We start from the raw sequence: 15,892 nt of genomic DNA, 5'->3' as shown, positions 1-15,892 counted from the left end.
TTGATAACTATTTGCTTGATTTTGTATTTAGTCTGCCGTTCCGCTACCCGAAACGGATATCCAATCGGTAATGGTGGCGGTGAATCCCGCACCGGTAGGTGTTTCCACCACCTCGCCGCCCAAAGAGAGCGGAGTTATCTTGTCAGCGTTGAAGGCCGTGAGTGCCGTCGTCAGGTCGCTGCCATCGTTACCGTTGGCATCGGTGAGCGACACAGGTTTCGGAGTGTTGCCTTCGAAGAAGATTTTAGCGTGTAACTTCTGCCGGCTTCCTGCCACACCGAGCAGGCGCACCGTGGCTGCCCATTTTCCGGCATTGGCGCCGTCGGTAACTTTCGTGAACGCCAGTGCCACGTTCAGCGGCGCACCGTGCATACCGTTATCCATGTTCAGCGTCGAGGCGGCTCCCGAAAGGTAACCTTCGACATGTTCTATCCGGTCCGTCGTGCCGCCCGTCGGTGTAATAAAGAGTGTCAGTTGGCGTACTTGCTGCTGCATCGCAACGGTAAGGGTGTGGTCGGTGTCCGCTTCTATCGTAGTTTCCGTCACGCCCGTAAACAACCAGCCCGGCATTTCTTGTATGAATAGCCCCACTCCGTCCACGTTGCCCGAAGCCCCGGCTACGGTAACCGTCGCACCGTTCACGGTAACGTGTTCCGGCGTGTTATGGATGCGGAGATGGTAAATACCCGGTTCAAAAAAGTTGTCGAGCGTGTTTGTGACATTGCTCACGGTTGCCGAGTATTCATCGACCGACACCGTGTAGTTCGCTGGGATGTCCACGCCGGTCGTGCGTCGTGTCCAGTCCGTTGTAAGGGAGATTTGCCCTTTGTCCGGGTGCGCGGTGTTGTAAATCGGGTCTTTCACGTCGCATCCGGCGAGAGCCAGCGTTGCGGTTGCCATGATAAGATATTGTTTTATTCTTTTCATATCTGTCGTTTTTAGATTGTTCTACTTGTTGTTTCCAATAGTCCATATCAGACTGATTCCTGCCTGTGTCGGTCCCCAGAGGTTCTTTGTCTTGTTCCGTTCCTTATAGACACGTACCCCGTCGGTCATGCCGAAGCTGTCATATTCGGAACGGGTATAGCCCAAGCCGAGGTTGAAGTCGAGGGAGAAACTGCGGGAGAGGGATAATTGGTAACCCAACGTCACGCCCGCATTCCATAGCTTACCCTGATAGCCGGTATCCTTTGAAACGATACCGCCCAACATATACTTATATATATTATATTCCCCATAGCTGCCCGAGACTCCAGCGTAAAAATGTTTTTTATCCAAAAGGTACCAGCGTACTTCAGGGTTGACGAGCCACATCTTCTGTACTTTATCACGCTCACCGCCCCACCACGAGAAGCTGCCGTCCAGCCGGATGCCGACATTCTCATTCAGACGCCACTCCACGCCAAGCGTAGGAAGCAGGAAGGCGTCATACAACACATTCGTGCGGACGGCAAACCGATAAGGCTGTTCCGTCTCCCGGATGCGTTGCTCTGATACAAGGACAGGCTGTTGCTCCGCTGCGGAGGGTTCGGATGGTTGCTCCACGGCGGTTTCCGTTTTTTGCTCCACGCATCCTTGTTTTAGTTGAGGTTCTTCCCGTTTTACTCTTTCTTTGACGGGTGTCTTCTCCGGCATAGCCTTAGCCGAAGGGATACGGAGCGTCACTACCACTATATCCTTATTATCCTCATACGCACGCGCGTAATTGGCGGTGATGAAATCCGCTTCTTTCAGCCCTTTGCGAATGATAAGTTCCGACTTCACGCGATTGGCACGGGCGAATGCCATGTTCAGGTTCTCTTTAGTGGTGGACAGCGAAGCACAGTAGCCGTCCACATAAACGGGCATGTTACCTTTCGCGATCTCCGTCTTGTGATGGTCTAGCAATCCATAGAGCCTTTCAAGTTCCGTCTCATTGCCCGCAAGGATAAACATCTCCTCGCCCGGAAGAAAACGGAAAGTGATTACTCTGTCTTCTGCTTTCTGTGCGGAAGCTGTTGCTCCGGATAATATGAATATAAGAAGCAGAGCCAGCAGTTTTTCTTGTAATTGTTTCATAAGGTTCATTTTTATTTGTTTCAATCTAAATATGTAATGTTATTTATAGGGTATCAATAGGATATAAATCATCTGACAACAAAGTTAAAGGCATGCTTTGGGTTCCCTTAACAAAAAGGTAAATAAAACCTATATCAAAAAGTAAATCTTACATTTTTCTTAGTACGTTTAGTTGTTTCAGTACGCCTGGTTGCGTTTTTTAGTACGTCTGGTTGTATTTTAGCCCATATAAGGTGTTTTTTGAGATAAATCAAGGAAGGTATTATTCATTTTATTAAATTTGCAAAACAGATACACAAACCTCATGGACAACAGAACACTTATCTTACTTTTCACTTGTTTCGTACCGCTTTTTACAGCAGTAGTGGGGACGATTATTGAAGCTATTTCCTTACAGGATAGTGTGACCGTCCGTGAAAAGCATGTTAAGAGGATGCTTATGTGTTATTTCCTGATGTTTATTTTTATTGGTACCGGAGTGGCTACCGGAGTGGCATTGCCGAAGATTACCATACAGATATTACCACTCACTGTTTTTTCCCTTTACATAGCTCCCGTCCTCTATTATCGTTTCGTTTACCTGCTGACCAATACGGAGAACAAGGAAACTTCTCATTTCAGCAGACATTACCTCTTTCCGGTTCTGTCCGCTCTCGGTTTTTGCACCTTTTATTATACTGTCCCGCCCGCCATCCGCCTGCAATTGGTGGTAGAAAGGACTGTTGCCGGTTATCCGGTCACTACCTTTATCTTCAAAACGATTCCGTTGGTACAGTTCGCCCTTGCCATCCTATATATGTCGCTCGTCTTCCGAAAGCTGACAATATGTTACCGTCAAAACAGGCCAAAAAGTGTTTTATGGAAGAAATGGTTCCACATTTCCGTTTTCCTATGCAGTCTCTCCATCATTTGGTCGGGAGCGTTCTGCCTGACGACGTGCCGCCGGGTAGCGGTAGCCGCTTTATCCATAGCGATTGTCGCGGCCTGGATACAGGCCATTCATCTCTGTTGCCACACCTTCAATCGAAGGTCATTGCTCTTCCTGCCACTCACTATTGCTCCTATTCCCCTGAAAATGCCTTCCAGGGAACAACTTTTCGAGCAAAGAAACGGTAGCGGAAGGCATCGTACATATACCCGCTGGACACAAACCGGTGATCCCGTGAAGGTAGAACCGGCACCTCTCAACCGTAAACTCTTTGAACAGCAAGTCATCGGGAGAAAATTATATCTGAATCCGCAACTCCGGTTGTCCGACCTGATGGAGCTTTTCAACACCAACCGCAGTTATCTTTCCGGTTTTATCAATGAAACGTATGGCTGTGGCTTCAACGGATATATCAACCGGCTGCGGCTTCGCGAATTCGAACGGCTGATGAACCTGCCCAGTAACCGGAAAAAAGCAGCAACCAAACTCTATGCGAAAGCCGGGTTTCCCAACTATCAGACTTATCTTAGAATTAAAAAGAAGATTTACAATCAGGAAAGTTAAATACGCAGAGTGACATGATTACGAAAGAGTTTTTGCAATACACCGGCTTTTGTGCCCCCATTATTTCTTCATTGGGGTGCGCAATTATGCTTGTCCTTTTCCGCCATACCCATGCCAAATCAGAAGAGGGAACACTGCACCGCCTGCTGGTGTCATACTTCCTGTTGGTGAGCTTAGGGTGGATATGCTCGCTTGTCTATGTCTATCTCCCTTTGCTGTATGTGCGTATCAATGTCCTTTATTATCTGATTGTATTTTGGAGCCAGGTGATCTTCTACCAATTTATCTATACACTTACCCGGTTGCCCGGAGAAAAACCGTTCTCAAGAGTTCACTATATTTTTCCTTTGGTGATAGTCGGCACATTCGCCATATGGTCGGCTTTCGTGCCTTTTGAAACGCAAGTGTATATTGTCACATCGCGGGGAGAAGTTGCGCCCGGTTACGAAGCCTACTCCCGTTTCTTTACCGCCCGCCTGCTGCTACGGGGAATATGGAACATAGCCTACACCGCCCTTGCCTGGTGGCGGTTGCTGGCTTACCGCCGTTCCATATCCGACTATTCTGCCAATGCCGACCGCACTTCGTTGGCTTGGGTGACACTTTTGCTGCTGATTTCGTTCAGCCTGGTTCCTCCTTCTCTGCTTTCAGCCATTTTCTCCAAAAAGATACTGATAGCGTCGCTGTTGCTGCTGATTCCCCAATTATTGCTGGTAGTGCAGCACGCTGTGGTCTGTTACAATATGGCTGTCGGGAATTTCGTGGTTATTTATTATCCGGGAGAAGAAATTGAGACAGAATCAAAGGAGAATGCCGAAATGGAAATGGAAAAAGAAACTGAATCGGAGCGGGCGTATAAACGGAAAAAGTTTGAAAAATATATATATGAACATCGCCCGTATCTGAATCCCGATTTACGGATAACGGATCTGATGCAGGCTTTTCACACGAACCGAACGTATATCTCCCGGTTTATCAACCGCGAATATGGAATGAATTTCTCCCGTTATATCAATATGCTACGCCTTCGTGAAATGGAAGCGTTGCGCAACGACCCGGCCTGCTCCCGCCTTCCCGAAGAGGAACGCGCCTGCCTGGCAGGATTCAGCAATTTTCGCAGCTATCAACGTGTAAAGAGGATGGCGGAGAAGGAAAATAGATCATGTTTTCCAGAGACTGGAAAACAAACAACATATAAACAGTAAGCAAGATGAATAATATTACGAATTATTACGGAGACTTGGGCATATTTCTTTATTATACCCCTATCGTGAGTGCTTTTATGGCTGCATTCGCCCTACTTGCCAACCGTCGGCGAACTCCTTCGCAAACGTGGTTGGCTCTCGTCTTAGTTACATTAGGAACCGGCATGGCTGCCAGTTTCCTGTTCGACCGCTATTTCAGCGCGAGCCATAGCGAAATATTCCGCCCGGTCAATTTTATTTTTTCAACGGCAAATTCCATCGTCATTCTGTTTTACTATGTTTCACTGATGCGTCCCCAATTGCTTACCCGGAAATATATGCTTTATTTTAGTGGGGGCTGGGCGCTATTTTCTCTATTTGTCCTGTTGCCCGGCACGTTTTCGGCACGTTTTCAACCGGTTCAGGGTATCCACAGGTTGGCAGATTTATCTTCGCTGCCGATGGTTTTCCACCTTCTGACTATCTGTGGCATCCTTGTTTTTTATACCTGGATGGGGGTTTTTATACTACGTATCTACCGTGATTACCGTAAGTTTATCGTCAACAGTTATTCTTTTGTGGGAGGGATTACCCTTTCGTGGGTGAGCATTACGATTTATTTGTTTATTATCATGGGCATCCTCGATATACTCTGGATGGTGAACACTTCCGCCGGATACAAAATGCTGTTCAATGTCGTTTCTTTGGGAGCCGTGTGGACCCTGTTCTGGTATGGTTCCCGCCAGAGCGCGATTCCTCCGGTAGATATTGAGCCGAAGAAGAAGAGCTTCAAGGAAGTGGAAGAGTTATCTGTCACCACGGATGACAAGCAAGCAAAACTCAAAATACAATTGCTGGAATATTTTAATCATAAAAAGCCTTATCTGAATCCGGAACTTTCGCTGAAAGAGGTGGCACAAGCGTTGCAGACAAATCATTATGCGCTTTCCCGTTTTATCAACAAAGAGTTTGAGGTGAATTTCTATACACTTATCAACCGTTTCCGTGTGGAGTATATACTTCACCTGATCGAATTGAACAAAGGTACTATCAACTGCGATACGCTTCATGCAATTTCCGGTTTTAAGAGCCGTACCACCTTTTTTAAACAGTTTAAGGAGATTGCCGGATGCACGCCACAGGAATACATCGAAAGCCGAAAGACAGAAAAGTCCAACAATAGTACGATAAAAACAAAACTATTTTAGAGTAAATCAAGAAGAAATCTTTCTTTTTTCGTATTTTTGTCCCAATATGCACGTTTAATCCAAGTAGATAACGAACATTAGCAAAAAAAGAATGAAAGTAATTGATTTAATACATAGCAACAAGAAAACTGCTTTTTCTTTCGAGATACTTCCACCGCTGAAAGGAACGGGAATAGAAAAGTTATATCAGACAATCGATACGCTTCGGGAATTTGACCCGAAATATATCAATATCACTACCCACCGCAGCGAATATGTGTATAAGGACCTCGGTAACGGATTGTTTCAGAGAAACCGCTTGAGAAGGCGTCCGGGAACGGTTGCCGTGGCTGCCGCCATTCAGAACAAATACAATATTACGGTAGTCCCGCATATTTTGTGCAGCGGATTCACACGTGAAGAAACCGAGTATGTGTTGCTCGACCTGCAATTTCTGAATATCACGGAATTACTGGTGTTGCGTGGTGACAAAGCGAAACATGAGTCGGTATTTACACCGGAAGGTGACGGTTATCATCATGCTATCGAGTTGCAGGAACAAATCAATAATTTCAATAAAGGTATTTTTGTGGACGGTTCGGAGATGAAAGTCAGCAGTACGCCGTTTTCTTACGGGGTGGCTTGTTATCCGGAGAAGCACGAAGAAGCTCCCAATATCGAGACTGACCTTTACTGGCTGAAGAAAAAAGTGGAGAACGGGGCGGAATATGCTGTGACGCAGTTGTTCTACGATAACAGGAAATATTTTGAATTTGTGGAGCAGGCGAAAGCGGCAGGTATCAATATACCTATCATTCCGGGAATCAAGCCGTTCAAGAAGCTGTCTCAACTAAGTATGATTCCAAAGACTTTCAAAGTGGATTTGCCGGAAGACTTGGTGAAAGAAGCGTTGAAGTGCAAGAATGACGCGGAAGCCGAGCAAGTAGGTATCGAATGGTGTGTAGCCCAGTGCAAGGAGTTGATGGCTCATGGAGTACCAAGTATTCATTTCTACTCTATCGGAGCCGTAGACAGTATCAAAGAAGTAGCCAAAATCATTTATTGATATGTTTTTCAGAGACGTAATCGGACAGGAAGAAATCAAGCAACGGCTTATTCAGGAAGTGAATGAGGGGCGTATTCCACATGCCCAGCTTATCTGCGGCCCGGAAGGGGTCGGGAAAATGCCGCTGGCTATTGCTTATGCACGTTATATCAGTTGCACCAACCGGGGCGGAACTGATGCCTGCGGTGTGTGTCCGTCCTGCGTGAAATTCAATAAATTGGTGCATCCGGACGTACATTTCGTTTTTCCTATCGTGAAAAGCGCAAAGGGAAAAAAGGAAGTATGCGATGATTATATTGCCGACTGGCGACCGTTTGTCATCAATCATCCTTACTTTAACCTAAACCACTGGTTGGGTGAGATGGATGCCGAGAACTCACAGGCATTGATTTATGCCAAAGAGAGTGATGAGATTCTGAAAAAACTTAGTCTGAAATCCAGTGAAGGGGGATTTAAGATTACGATTGTGTGGCTGCCGGAGAAAATGCATCCGGTGTGTGCCAACAAACTGCTGAAGTTGCTTGAAGAGCCGCCGGAAAAGACGGTTTTCTTATTGGTATCGGAAGCACCGGACATGATTCTGCCTACTATCCTGAGCCGTACCCAACGTATGAATGTGCGGAAGATCGACGAAGCTAGTATCGACCGGGTATTACAGACAAAATATAATATTTTGCCTGCCGACAGTATTTCTATCGCCCATCTGGCAAACGGGAATTTTATCAAGGCACTCGAGTCTATTCATCTGAATGAAGAGAACCAGTTGTTCTTCGAATTATTTGTCAGCCTGATGCGTTTGTCTTACCAACGGAAAATCAGGGAGATGAAAATGTGGAGCGAGCAAGTGGCAGGCATGGGGCGTGAACGCCAGAAGAATCTTCTGGAATATTGCCAGCGTATGATTCGGGAGAATTTTATCTTCAACCTGCATCAACGCGACCTTACGTATATGACTATCAACGAACAGAATTTTGCAACCCGCTTTGCGCCTTTTGTCAACGAACGGAATGTGATGGGTATCATGGACGAACTGAGCGAAGCGCAACTACATATAGAACAGAATGTAAATGCTAAAATGGTATTCTTCGACTTCTCGCTGAAGATGATTGTACTGTTGAAGCAATAATAAATATATAAACTATGGAATATAAACTTCATAATGGGAGCGGCGGCCTTTGCTGCAAAGGGTGCTCCCGACAAGATAAGAAACTGAACACCTACGATTGGCTGGCTGATATTCCGGGCAATGCGGAAGAGAGTGACATGGTAGAGGTGCAATTCAAGAATACCCGGAAGGGGTATTACCGCAACAGCAATAAAATCAAACTGGAAAAGGGGGATATAGTTGCCGTTGAAGCTGCTCCGGGTCACGATATTGGTGTAGTAACGCTGACAGGCAGACTGGTTCCGCTGCAAATGAAGAAAGCAAACTTCAAGGCGGATACGGAAATCAAGCGCGTTTACCGGAAAGCCAAACCGGTGGATATGGAGAAATTCAACGAAGCCAAAGGTAAGGAGCATGCTACGATGATTCGTGCGCGCCAGATTGCTTTGAATCTGAGCCTGAACATGAAAATCGGCGATGTGGAGTATCAGGGAGATGGTAACAAGGCTATCTTCTATTATATTGCGGACGAGCGTGTGGATTTCCGCCAACTGATTAAGGTATTGGCGGAAGCGTTTCGTGTACGTATCGAGATGAAGCAGATTGGTGCACGCCAGGAAGCGGGACGTATCGGCGGTATCGGTCCTTGCGGACGCGAGCTTTGCTGTGCTACGTGGATGACGAGTTTCGTATCGGTATCTACCAGTGCAGCCCGTTATCAGGACATTTCACTGAATCCGCAGAAACTTGCCGGACAATGCGCGAAGCTGAAATGCTGTCTGAATTATGAAGTGGACTGCTATGTGGAAGCTCAAAAGCGTCTTCCTTCCAAGGAGATTGAACTGGAAACAAAGGATGGTACTTTCTATTTCTTCAAGGCGGATATTCTGAGCAATCAGATTTCTTATTCTACAGACAAGAGCTTCCCTGCTAATTTGGTTACGATTAGCGGTAAACGTGCTTTTGAGATTATCTCCATGAATAGAAAAGGGATGAAGCCGGACAGCCTGGTCGAAGAAGAGAAGAAGCCGGAACCGAAGAAACCGGTGGATTTGCTGGAACAGGAAAGCCTTACCCGTTTCGACCGCAACCGGAATAATAAGGATGGCGGAAACCGGAATAACAAGAAGAAGAAAAAAGGAAATAACAACAATAACAACCGCCCGCAGCAACAGGCAGAGGGTGGAAACCGTCCGCAACAACCTCAACGGGAGAATGATAACCGCTCGCAACCGTCAGAAAACGGAAACAGAGGGGAAAGGGAAAACCGACCGAGAAACAATAATAACAACCGGAACAGGGGACAGAATCAAGGACAGAATCAGGGACGGAATAACGACAACAGACGACCGGAACGCCCACAAGGACAAGAACGTCCTCAAAATCAGGAACGTCCTCAAAATCAGGAAAGACCGGAACGTCCGCAAGGTCAGGAGCGTCGTCCCAGACCGGAAAGACCCGAAAGAGGAGAAAGACCCGAAAGACCGGAAAGAAATCAGAATCAGGAGAAACCGCAGAATAATAATGAAAAGCCTTCTCAGGAATAGCTTATTTTGTCTGTTCGCTGCTTGTTTAGCAGCCTGTAACGACGAGAATACTGTGTATCACTCTTACCAATCCCTTCCTAATGAAGGATGGGGAAAGAGTGATACACTCTCTTTTCTTATTCCTATCACTGATAGTATTCCTACCACTTTCCGCCTATTCGCGGAAGTCCGTAACAGGACAGATTATCTTTATCATGACTTGCATTTATTCATTTCTCAAAATATGCCGGATTCTACGGTGTGGCGTACTGATACTATCGCTATCAGCCTTGCCGATTCCACAGGCAGATGGACAGGAAAAGGATGGGGAAGCGTTTTTCAAGCAGAAACATTCGTCAAATCCGTACGTCCTTTGCATCCGGGCAATTATACCATTAAGGTAATGAGCGGAATGAAAGACGAGAAATTGCAAGGAATAAATGACATAGGAATACGGGTTGAAAAACAACGCATAGAAGATTAAGAAATTCTTCTCATCTTGATAAAAGTGTAGTCAAAGTACATTTATATCCTGATAAAAGATTTATATCCTGATAAAAGTGTAATTTGAAAACAAATAACCCTTCTACAGCCTTCTGCCCCGCCCTGCATCCAAGCGCAGGAAGATAAACAGCAATATCGTAAAGCCCCACAAAGAAGACCCGCCGTAACTGAAGAACGGCAGCGGAATACCGATAACCGGTGTCAATCCCAACACCATACCGACATTAATAAATAGATGGAAAAGGAAGATGCTGACGACGGAGTATCCATATACCCGCCCAAAAGTAGAGGGCTGTCGTTCGGACAAGAATATCAATCGCAAAATCAGAATCAGAAAGGCTATCAAGACGGCAGCCGAGCCGACAAAGCCTTGCTCCTCTCCTACTGTGCAGAAGATAAAGTCTGTATCTTGTTCGGGTACATACTTCAATTTGGTTTGCGTACCGTTCAGGAAGCCTTTTCCCGTCAGTCCGCCGGAGCCGATGGCAATCTTGGACTGGTTCACGTTGTACCCCGCTCCTGTCAAGTCTTCTTCCAAGCCCAGTACCACCTTGATACGGATTTGCTGATGCGGTTCCAGTACATTATCGAATACATAGTTGCTGGAATAGAGGAATCCGATGGAGCCGATAGTGAATAAGGCAATTAAGAAGTAGGTGCGCTGGCGCTCGCTCAATGCCAAATATATCAGATAACCTACTACGACAGCACAAAGTCCCCATTGCACCCAAACCAGGCTGAAATGTACCCAGTATTCTGATACCAAGTAAGCGATTAATAATACGCCCAGGCTTCCGCCAATGATGTTGCGGGTAGGTGCGGCTTTCTTACGATATACCCATACCATGCCGCCGGCGAATAACAAAATCAAGAGTAATACGATAAATTCGCCCAATGGCGTGGGCGTGTCGGCAATGAACACTTCGTCGAAACGGATGCCGACTACGAAGTAGATTACCGCGCAGACTCCGGCAAAGAGTACTACGCCCGGCATTCCTTCCCGGTAGAGAACCAGGAAAAAGGCGAGATATACCAAGGCAGAGCCTGTCTCCCGCTGACCGATAATCAATAACATCGGGAGAAGGATAATCAGCCCCAAGACCAGGGCGCACTTTTCCTTCTTGATGCTGAATGAGTAGGCGTTCATATATTTGGCCAGCGCCAGGGCCGTGGCGAACTTGGCAAATTCGGCGGGTTGCAGGCTGACAGGCCCCATGACGAGCCAGGAACGCGAACCTTTTGTGTCCGGTGCAATAAAGATAGTGACGATAAGCAAGAGAATCATCCCTATATATATAATGTAGGCGAACATATCATACATACGGTCTTCCAGCATCAACAGCACAAAGCCTAGCCCGAACGAACAGATAATCCATACAAACTGCTTGCCGGCACGGGTAGAGAAGTCGAGGAAGTCGCGTTCGCCATAGTCATAGCTCGCTCCGCAGACGCTGAACCATCCGCCGACAATCAGGAGCAGGTAAATGCAAATCGTTACCCAGTCCAGTGTTTTCCACAAACTATCGCTCCTCGTTACCATACAATATCACTCTGTTACTAAATTCTTCCGCCCTCAACTCGTTCTCCGGAGAGAGCTTGCCTTTCATATATTGCTCCATCATCAGTGCCCCGAAAGGAACTCCGTATGTAGCTCCCCATCCGCCGTTCTCCACATAGACGGCAATAGCAATCTTCGGTTTGTTCATCGGCGCAAAGCCCATAAATACCGAATGGTCATGTCCGCGGTTCTGTGCCGTACCCGTTTTTCCACAGGCTTCCAAATCCGGCACCATCATGGAGAGCATCCGGCAAGTACCACCCGTAGCAGCGGCACGCATACCTTCTACTACCGACTCGTAATGTCTCTTTTCAATAGTGGTATAGCGGGGGGTACGGTAGAGACTGTCTATCTGATTGTCCTGGATTTCTTTTACAATATGTGGTGTGACGAAATATCCTCTGTTAGCTATCGTTGCTCCCAGGTTTGCAATCTGGAGCGGGGTGGACAGGATTTCTCCCTGACCGATAGAGATACTGATTACCGTCAGTCCGTTCCAGTGTCCGCGATAGGCTTTATCATAGAATTGCGCGTTCGGGATTAACCCGCGTTTCTCTCCCGGCAAATCGACTCCCAGTTTGTAACCGAATCCTTGCGAAACCATGTGGTCTTTCCAAACGGTGATGGCATTCTGCGGCGAACCGTACTTACGGTCGCCGAACATACGGAACAGCCCCCAACAGAAATAGGAGTTGCACGAGGTAGCAATGGCGGGTATCAACGGAAGCGGCGCTCCGTGAGCATGGCAACCTACCGTCAGTCTGCCGTAATGGAAACCACGCGAGCAGGGGAAAGTAGGGCTTTGCTCGGTGATGATTCCCTCTTGCAGGAAGGTCAGTCCCTGCGCTGTCTTAAAGGTAGAACCCGGTGGATAAACACCCATCAAAGCACGATTCAACAAAGGCTTCATCTTGTCACGTTGCAGCATCAGGTGGTTCTTACCCCGTTGACGACCAATCATCAGATGCGGGTCATAGTTCGGAGAAGATACCAGGCAGAGGATTTCTCCGGTTTCGGGTTCGATGGCTACGATACTTCCGATTTTGTTCTTCAATAAACGTTCGCCCAACATCTGCAAATCAATGTCCAGGCTTAGCGTCAGGTTCTTGCCGGGGACGGAAGGACGGTCGTATTCGCCATCCATATAATGTCCTTGAATACGGCCGTGCGCATCACGAAGCAGGATTTCAATTCCTTTCTCTCCGCGCAGGTACTTTTCATATGATTTCTCCACACCCAACTTGCCGACATAGTCGCCACGGATATAGTATCCTTCTTCATCCGCTTCCATTTCTTTGGCGGAAACTTCTCCGATGTCGCCCAAAGCATGGGCGGCGGCATTGTAGGAATATTGGCGGATGGTACGCCGCTGGATATAGAAGCCACGGAACTTGAACAGTTTTTCCTGAAAGACACCACATTCTTCTGCCGAAAGTTGCGACATAAATAACTGGTTGGTATAGCGGGAGTATCCCGGATTGCGGCGACGGTCTTTCATGTCGCTCATTATCTTCAGGAATTGGGCACGGGTGATGTTCAATGACTGACACAGGTCGAGCGTGTCCAGGTTTTCCACTTCTTTCGGAACAATCGAAATGTCATAGGCAGGCTGGTTGAATACCAGCAATTTGCCGGCACGGTCGTAGATAGCTCCTCGCGAGGGATATTGAATCTTGTTCAGGAAAGCGTTGCTGTCGGCATTCTTTTTATAGTCGTCCGTCGTTATCTGCAATACGAAAAGCCGTATCAGATAAATGAGAACAATGGATAGAGCAATGCCACTGATAACAAATTTGCGCTTCTCTAATCTATAATCTTTTGCCATCTTTACTTCCTTATACCTTCAACAGCCACAATACAAGTTACAGTCAGAATGGTGCAAAGTAACACCCGCAGCAGCAACAGCCAAATGCTGGAAAACGAGAAGAACTCAATGGAGAGTAGTGCCAAGCTATGCACAAAAACACTTGCAGTAGTATATTTCAGGAAAGGAGTGATGCCCATCGTCTTGAAGGAAGGAATGAAGCTATCCAGGTTGTCACGGGGAGTAAACAGACGCAGCAAAGAAGGGCGCAGGAAAGCGAGCAGCACGGTGGCAGCCGCATTCATCCCCGGAGTATCGGCAAACACGTCGATGGTGAGTCCGAAAAAGAAAGCCCACAGCATCAGTTCATTCCGCGAAGTGCCGGAATTGAACTTCAGTATGAAGTAAATATAGAGAAAGGGAGTAGCGTATCCTGCTATATGCACATTATTCAGGATAAGCACCTGAAGAAGTACCAAGCCGATAAACCATCCGATTCTATGTATATAGGTGATAATCATTCTTTTGTTGCCTTGTTTTCAAGTTTCTTCTGTTCCTCCTGACCGTTGCGGGCTACTACACGGACATCGCCGAGTTTACCGAAATCGGTAGCCAGCTTTATCTTCAACAGGTAGGACAGTCCGTCGTTGGAATCGGACATATCATCTACCGTACCTACCATAATACCTTCCGGGAATACGGTTGAGAAGCCACTGGTCACTACGGTATCTCCCAAATTAAATTCCGCGTGGCGGGGCAGGTCTTTCAGATAGGCATAACGTGAATCTCCGTGCTCCCACTTCAGATAACCGAAGTAATCACTGCCTATAATCTTACAACTTATATTGGACTTGCTGTTCAATACGGAAATCACAACCGAATAGGAAGGAGATGTCTCATACACAATACCTACAATACCATTGCCGTCTACCACTCCCATCTCGGGACGGATGCCGGAAGAAGAACCCTTATCAAGGGTAATGTAGTTATCAGGCAGTGTCAGGCTGTTCTTTATCACGTGTGCCTTGAACAACTGATAATCATTCTGCGGCATCTGACGGATGCTGTTGACAGTCACCGAATCGACCTGACGTTCTTTCAAGGCTTTCTCCAGGTTCGTGATTTGCTGCTCGAGCAACATATTACGATCCAGCAGATCTTCATTGACCGATTTCAGATGAAAATAAGAGGTTATTCCCCCCGAAACTTCATAAACCGCCCCCACAACCGTATTGGCAGAAGTAAAATAAGTACTCTGCTGATAGCGGTTGAACCGAAATAACAAAACAAAACTGGCTACCTCTAATATGATAAAGAGGAACCAGTAATTGTATTTCAGAAGGAAGTTTACTAAATTCCTCATCCCTGATTTATCTCATTAAGAAGGAGAAACGGTCTACATTCTTTAATGCAACTCCTGTACCTTTGGCAACAGCGTGCAAAGGGTCTTCCGCAATGTGGAAAGGAATATTGATCTTGTCAGTCAGTCTCTTGTCCAGTCCACGGAGCAATGCGCCACCACCGGAAAGGTAGATACCATTGTGCACAATGTCAGCGTAAAGTTCGGGCGGAGTACATTCCAACGCGCTCAAGATAGCTGTTTCAATCTTCGAGATTGATTTCTCCAGACAGTGGGCTACTTCCTGATAGCATACGGGTACTTCCATCGGAAGGGCTGTAATACGGTTCGGACCGTGAACAATATAATCTTCAGGAGAGCCTTCGCCCAGTTCGGTCAAGGCAGCACCTACGTTTATCTTGATACGTTCCGCCATACGCTCGCTGACTTTCACATTGTGCTGACGGCTCATGTATTCGCGAATATCTTCGGTCAGGTCATCACCGGCAACACGGATGGAATTGTTGGAAACGATACCTCCGAGGGAGATAACGGCAATTTCCGTAGAACCACCACCTATATCGACGATCATGTTTCCTTCCGGTGCTTCCACATCGATACCGATACCGATTGCCGCAGCCATCGGTTCGAAAATCAAGTAGACGTCACGTCCGCCGGCATGCTCGGCAGAGTCACGAACGGCACGGAGTTCGACTTCCGTACTTCCCGAAGGAACGCCAATCACCATGCGGAGAGAAGGCGAGAACAAGTGGTTGCGGGTATTTACCCGTTTAATCAATCCGCGCATCATCTGCTCGCAAGCATAGAAGTCGGCAATTACACCGTCTCTCAACGGACGGATGGTACGTATGTTTTCGTGGGTCTTTTCATGCATCAACTTCGCCTTTTCCCCAACGGCAATCATCTTATCGGTACGGCGGTCCAGAGCAACAACCGAAGGCTCATCCACCACGATTTTTCCATTCGTGATGATGATGGTATTGGCTGTACCCAAGTCCATCGCAATTTCTTGTGTAAAAGAAAACAATCCCATTCTTTAATTCTTATT

Annotated in this window: 14 protein-coding genes; 7 read left to right on the top strand and 7 right to left on the bottom strand. The window is 46.9% G+C overall.

Annotation, left to right across the window (positions count from 1 at the left end; all coding sequences use genetic code 11):
• Positions 1-27: 27 nt before the first annotated feature.
• Positions 28-927 (bottom strand): LptM family lipoprotein, encoded by a 900-nt coding sequence (locus BacF7301_RS08360; RefSeq protein ID WP_167961908.1) that lies wholly within the window; start codon positions 925-927, stop codon positions 28-30.
• A gap of 21 nt (positions 928-948) precedes the next feature.
• Entirely contained in the window at positions 949-2,058 is a 1,110-nt protein-coding gene (locus BacF7301_RS08355) for a DUF3575 domain-containing protein (RefSeq protein WP_167961906.1), read from the bottom strand.
• A gap of 304 nt (positions 2,059-2,362) precedes the next feature.
• Between BacF7301_RS08355 and BacF7301_RS08350 the strand changes: the two genes are divergently transcribed.
• From BacF7301_RS08350 to gldH, 7 genes are all read left to right on the top strand, one after another.
• Complete coding sequence (locus BacF7301_RS08350) at positions 2,363-3,550, top strand: helix-turn-helix domain-containing protein (RefSeq protein WP_167961904.1); 1,188 nt, start codon at positions 2,363-2,365, stop codon at positions 3,548-3,550.
• 14 nt (positions 3,551-3,564) lie between these two features.
• Positions 3,565-4,755, top strand: a complete 1,191-nt coding sequence (locus BacF7301_RS08345) for a helix-turn-helix domain-containing protein (protein WP_167961902.1) — start codon at positions 3,565-3,567, stop codon at positions 4,753-4,755.
• Positions 4,756-4,760: 5 nt separating this feature from the next.
• Positions 4,761-5,942 carry a helix-turn-helix domain-containing protein gene (locus tag BacF7301_RS08340; RefSeq protein ID WP_167961900.1) on the top strand — a complete coding sequence of 394 codons (1,182 nt, stop codon included), beginning with the start codon at positions 4,761-4,763 and terminating at the stop codon, positions 5,940-5,942.
• Between the two features lie 91 nt (positions 5,943-6,033).
• Positions 6,034-6,987 (top strand): methylenetetrahydrofolate reductase [NAD(P)H], encoded by a 954-nt coding sequence (metF, locus tag BacF7301_RS08335; protein ID WP_004304907.1) that lies wholly within the window; start codon positions 6,034-6,036, stop codon positions 6,985-6,987.
• A 1-nt stretch (position 6,988) separates the two neighbouring features.
• Positions 6,989-8,113 (top strand): DNA polymerase III subunit, encoded by a 1,125-nt coding sequence (locus BacF7301_RS08330; protein WP_167961898.1) that lies wholly within the window; start codon positions 6,989-6,991, stop codon positions 8,111-8,113.
• Between the two features lie 14 nt (positions 8,114-8,127).
• Positions 8,128-9,639, top strand: coding sequence for a PSP1 domain-containing protein (locus tag BacF7301_RS08325; protein ID WP_167961896.1), 1,512 nt, complete (start codon positions 8,128-8,130; stop codon positions 9,637-9,639).
• Entirely contained in the window at positions 9,617-10,102 is a 486-nt protein-coding gene (gene gldH / locus BacF7301_RS08320; protein ID WP_167961894.1) for a gliding motility lipoprotein GldH, read from the top strand. The genes BacF7301_RS08325 and gldH overlap by 23 nt, the downstream gene beginning before the upstream one ends.
• Before the next feature lie 102 nt (positions 10,103-10,204).
• On the opposite strand, the gene rodA is transcribed toward gldH, so the two are convergent.
• The 5 genes from rodA to BacF7301_RS08295 are packed head-to-tail and all read right to left on the bottom strand — an operon-like array spanning position 10,205 to position 15,877.
• Positions 10,205-11,662, bottom strand: a complete 1,458-nt coding sequence (gene rodA, locus BacF7301_RS08315; RefSeq protein WP_167961892.1) for a rod shape-determining protein RodA — start codon at positions 11,660-11,662, stop codon at positions 10,205-10,207.
• Positions 11,643-13,505, bottom strand: coding sequence for a penicillin-binding protein 2 (mrdA, locus tag BacF7301_RS08310; RefSeq protein WP_167961890.1), 1,863 nt, complete (start codon positions 13,503-13,505; stop codon positions 11,643-11,645). The genes rodA and mrdA overlap by 20 nt, the downstream gene beginning before the upstream one ends.
• Before the next feature lie 2 nt (positions 13,506-13,507).
• On the bottom strand, positions 13,508-14,005 hold the full coding sequence (gene mreD / locus BacF7301_RS08305; RefSeq protein WP_167961888.1) for a rod shape-determining protein MreD: 498 nt from the start codon (positions 14,003-14,005) through the stop codon (positions 13,508-13,510).
• The gene (gene mreC, locus BacF7301_RS08300) at positions 14,002-14,847 is read right to left on the bottom strand and encodes a rod shape-determining protein MreC (RefSeq protein WP_167961886.1); all 846 of its coding nucleotides are present in this window, start codon (positions 14,845-14,847) and stop codon (positions 14,002-14,004) included. The genes mreD and mreC overlap by 4 nt, the downstream gene beginning before the upstream one ends.
• 7 nt (positions 14,848-14,854) lie before the next feature.
• Complete coding sequence (locus BacF7301_RS08295) at positions 14,855-15,877, bottom strand: rod shape-determining protein (RefSeq protein ID WP_167961884.1); 1,023 nt, start codon at positions 15,875-15,877, stop codon at positions 14,855-14,857.
• Between the last annotated feature and the right edge of the window lie 15 nt (positions 15,878-15,892).

This window comes from Bacteroides faecium, assembly GCF_012113595.1.
Classification (GTDB): Bacteria; Bacteroidota; Bacteroidia; order Bacteroidales; family Bacteroidaceae; genus Bacteroides; species Bacteroides faecium.
This window is presented reverse-complemented; position numbering and strand designations above follow the sequence as displayed.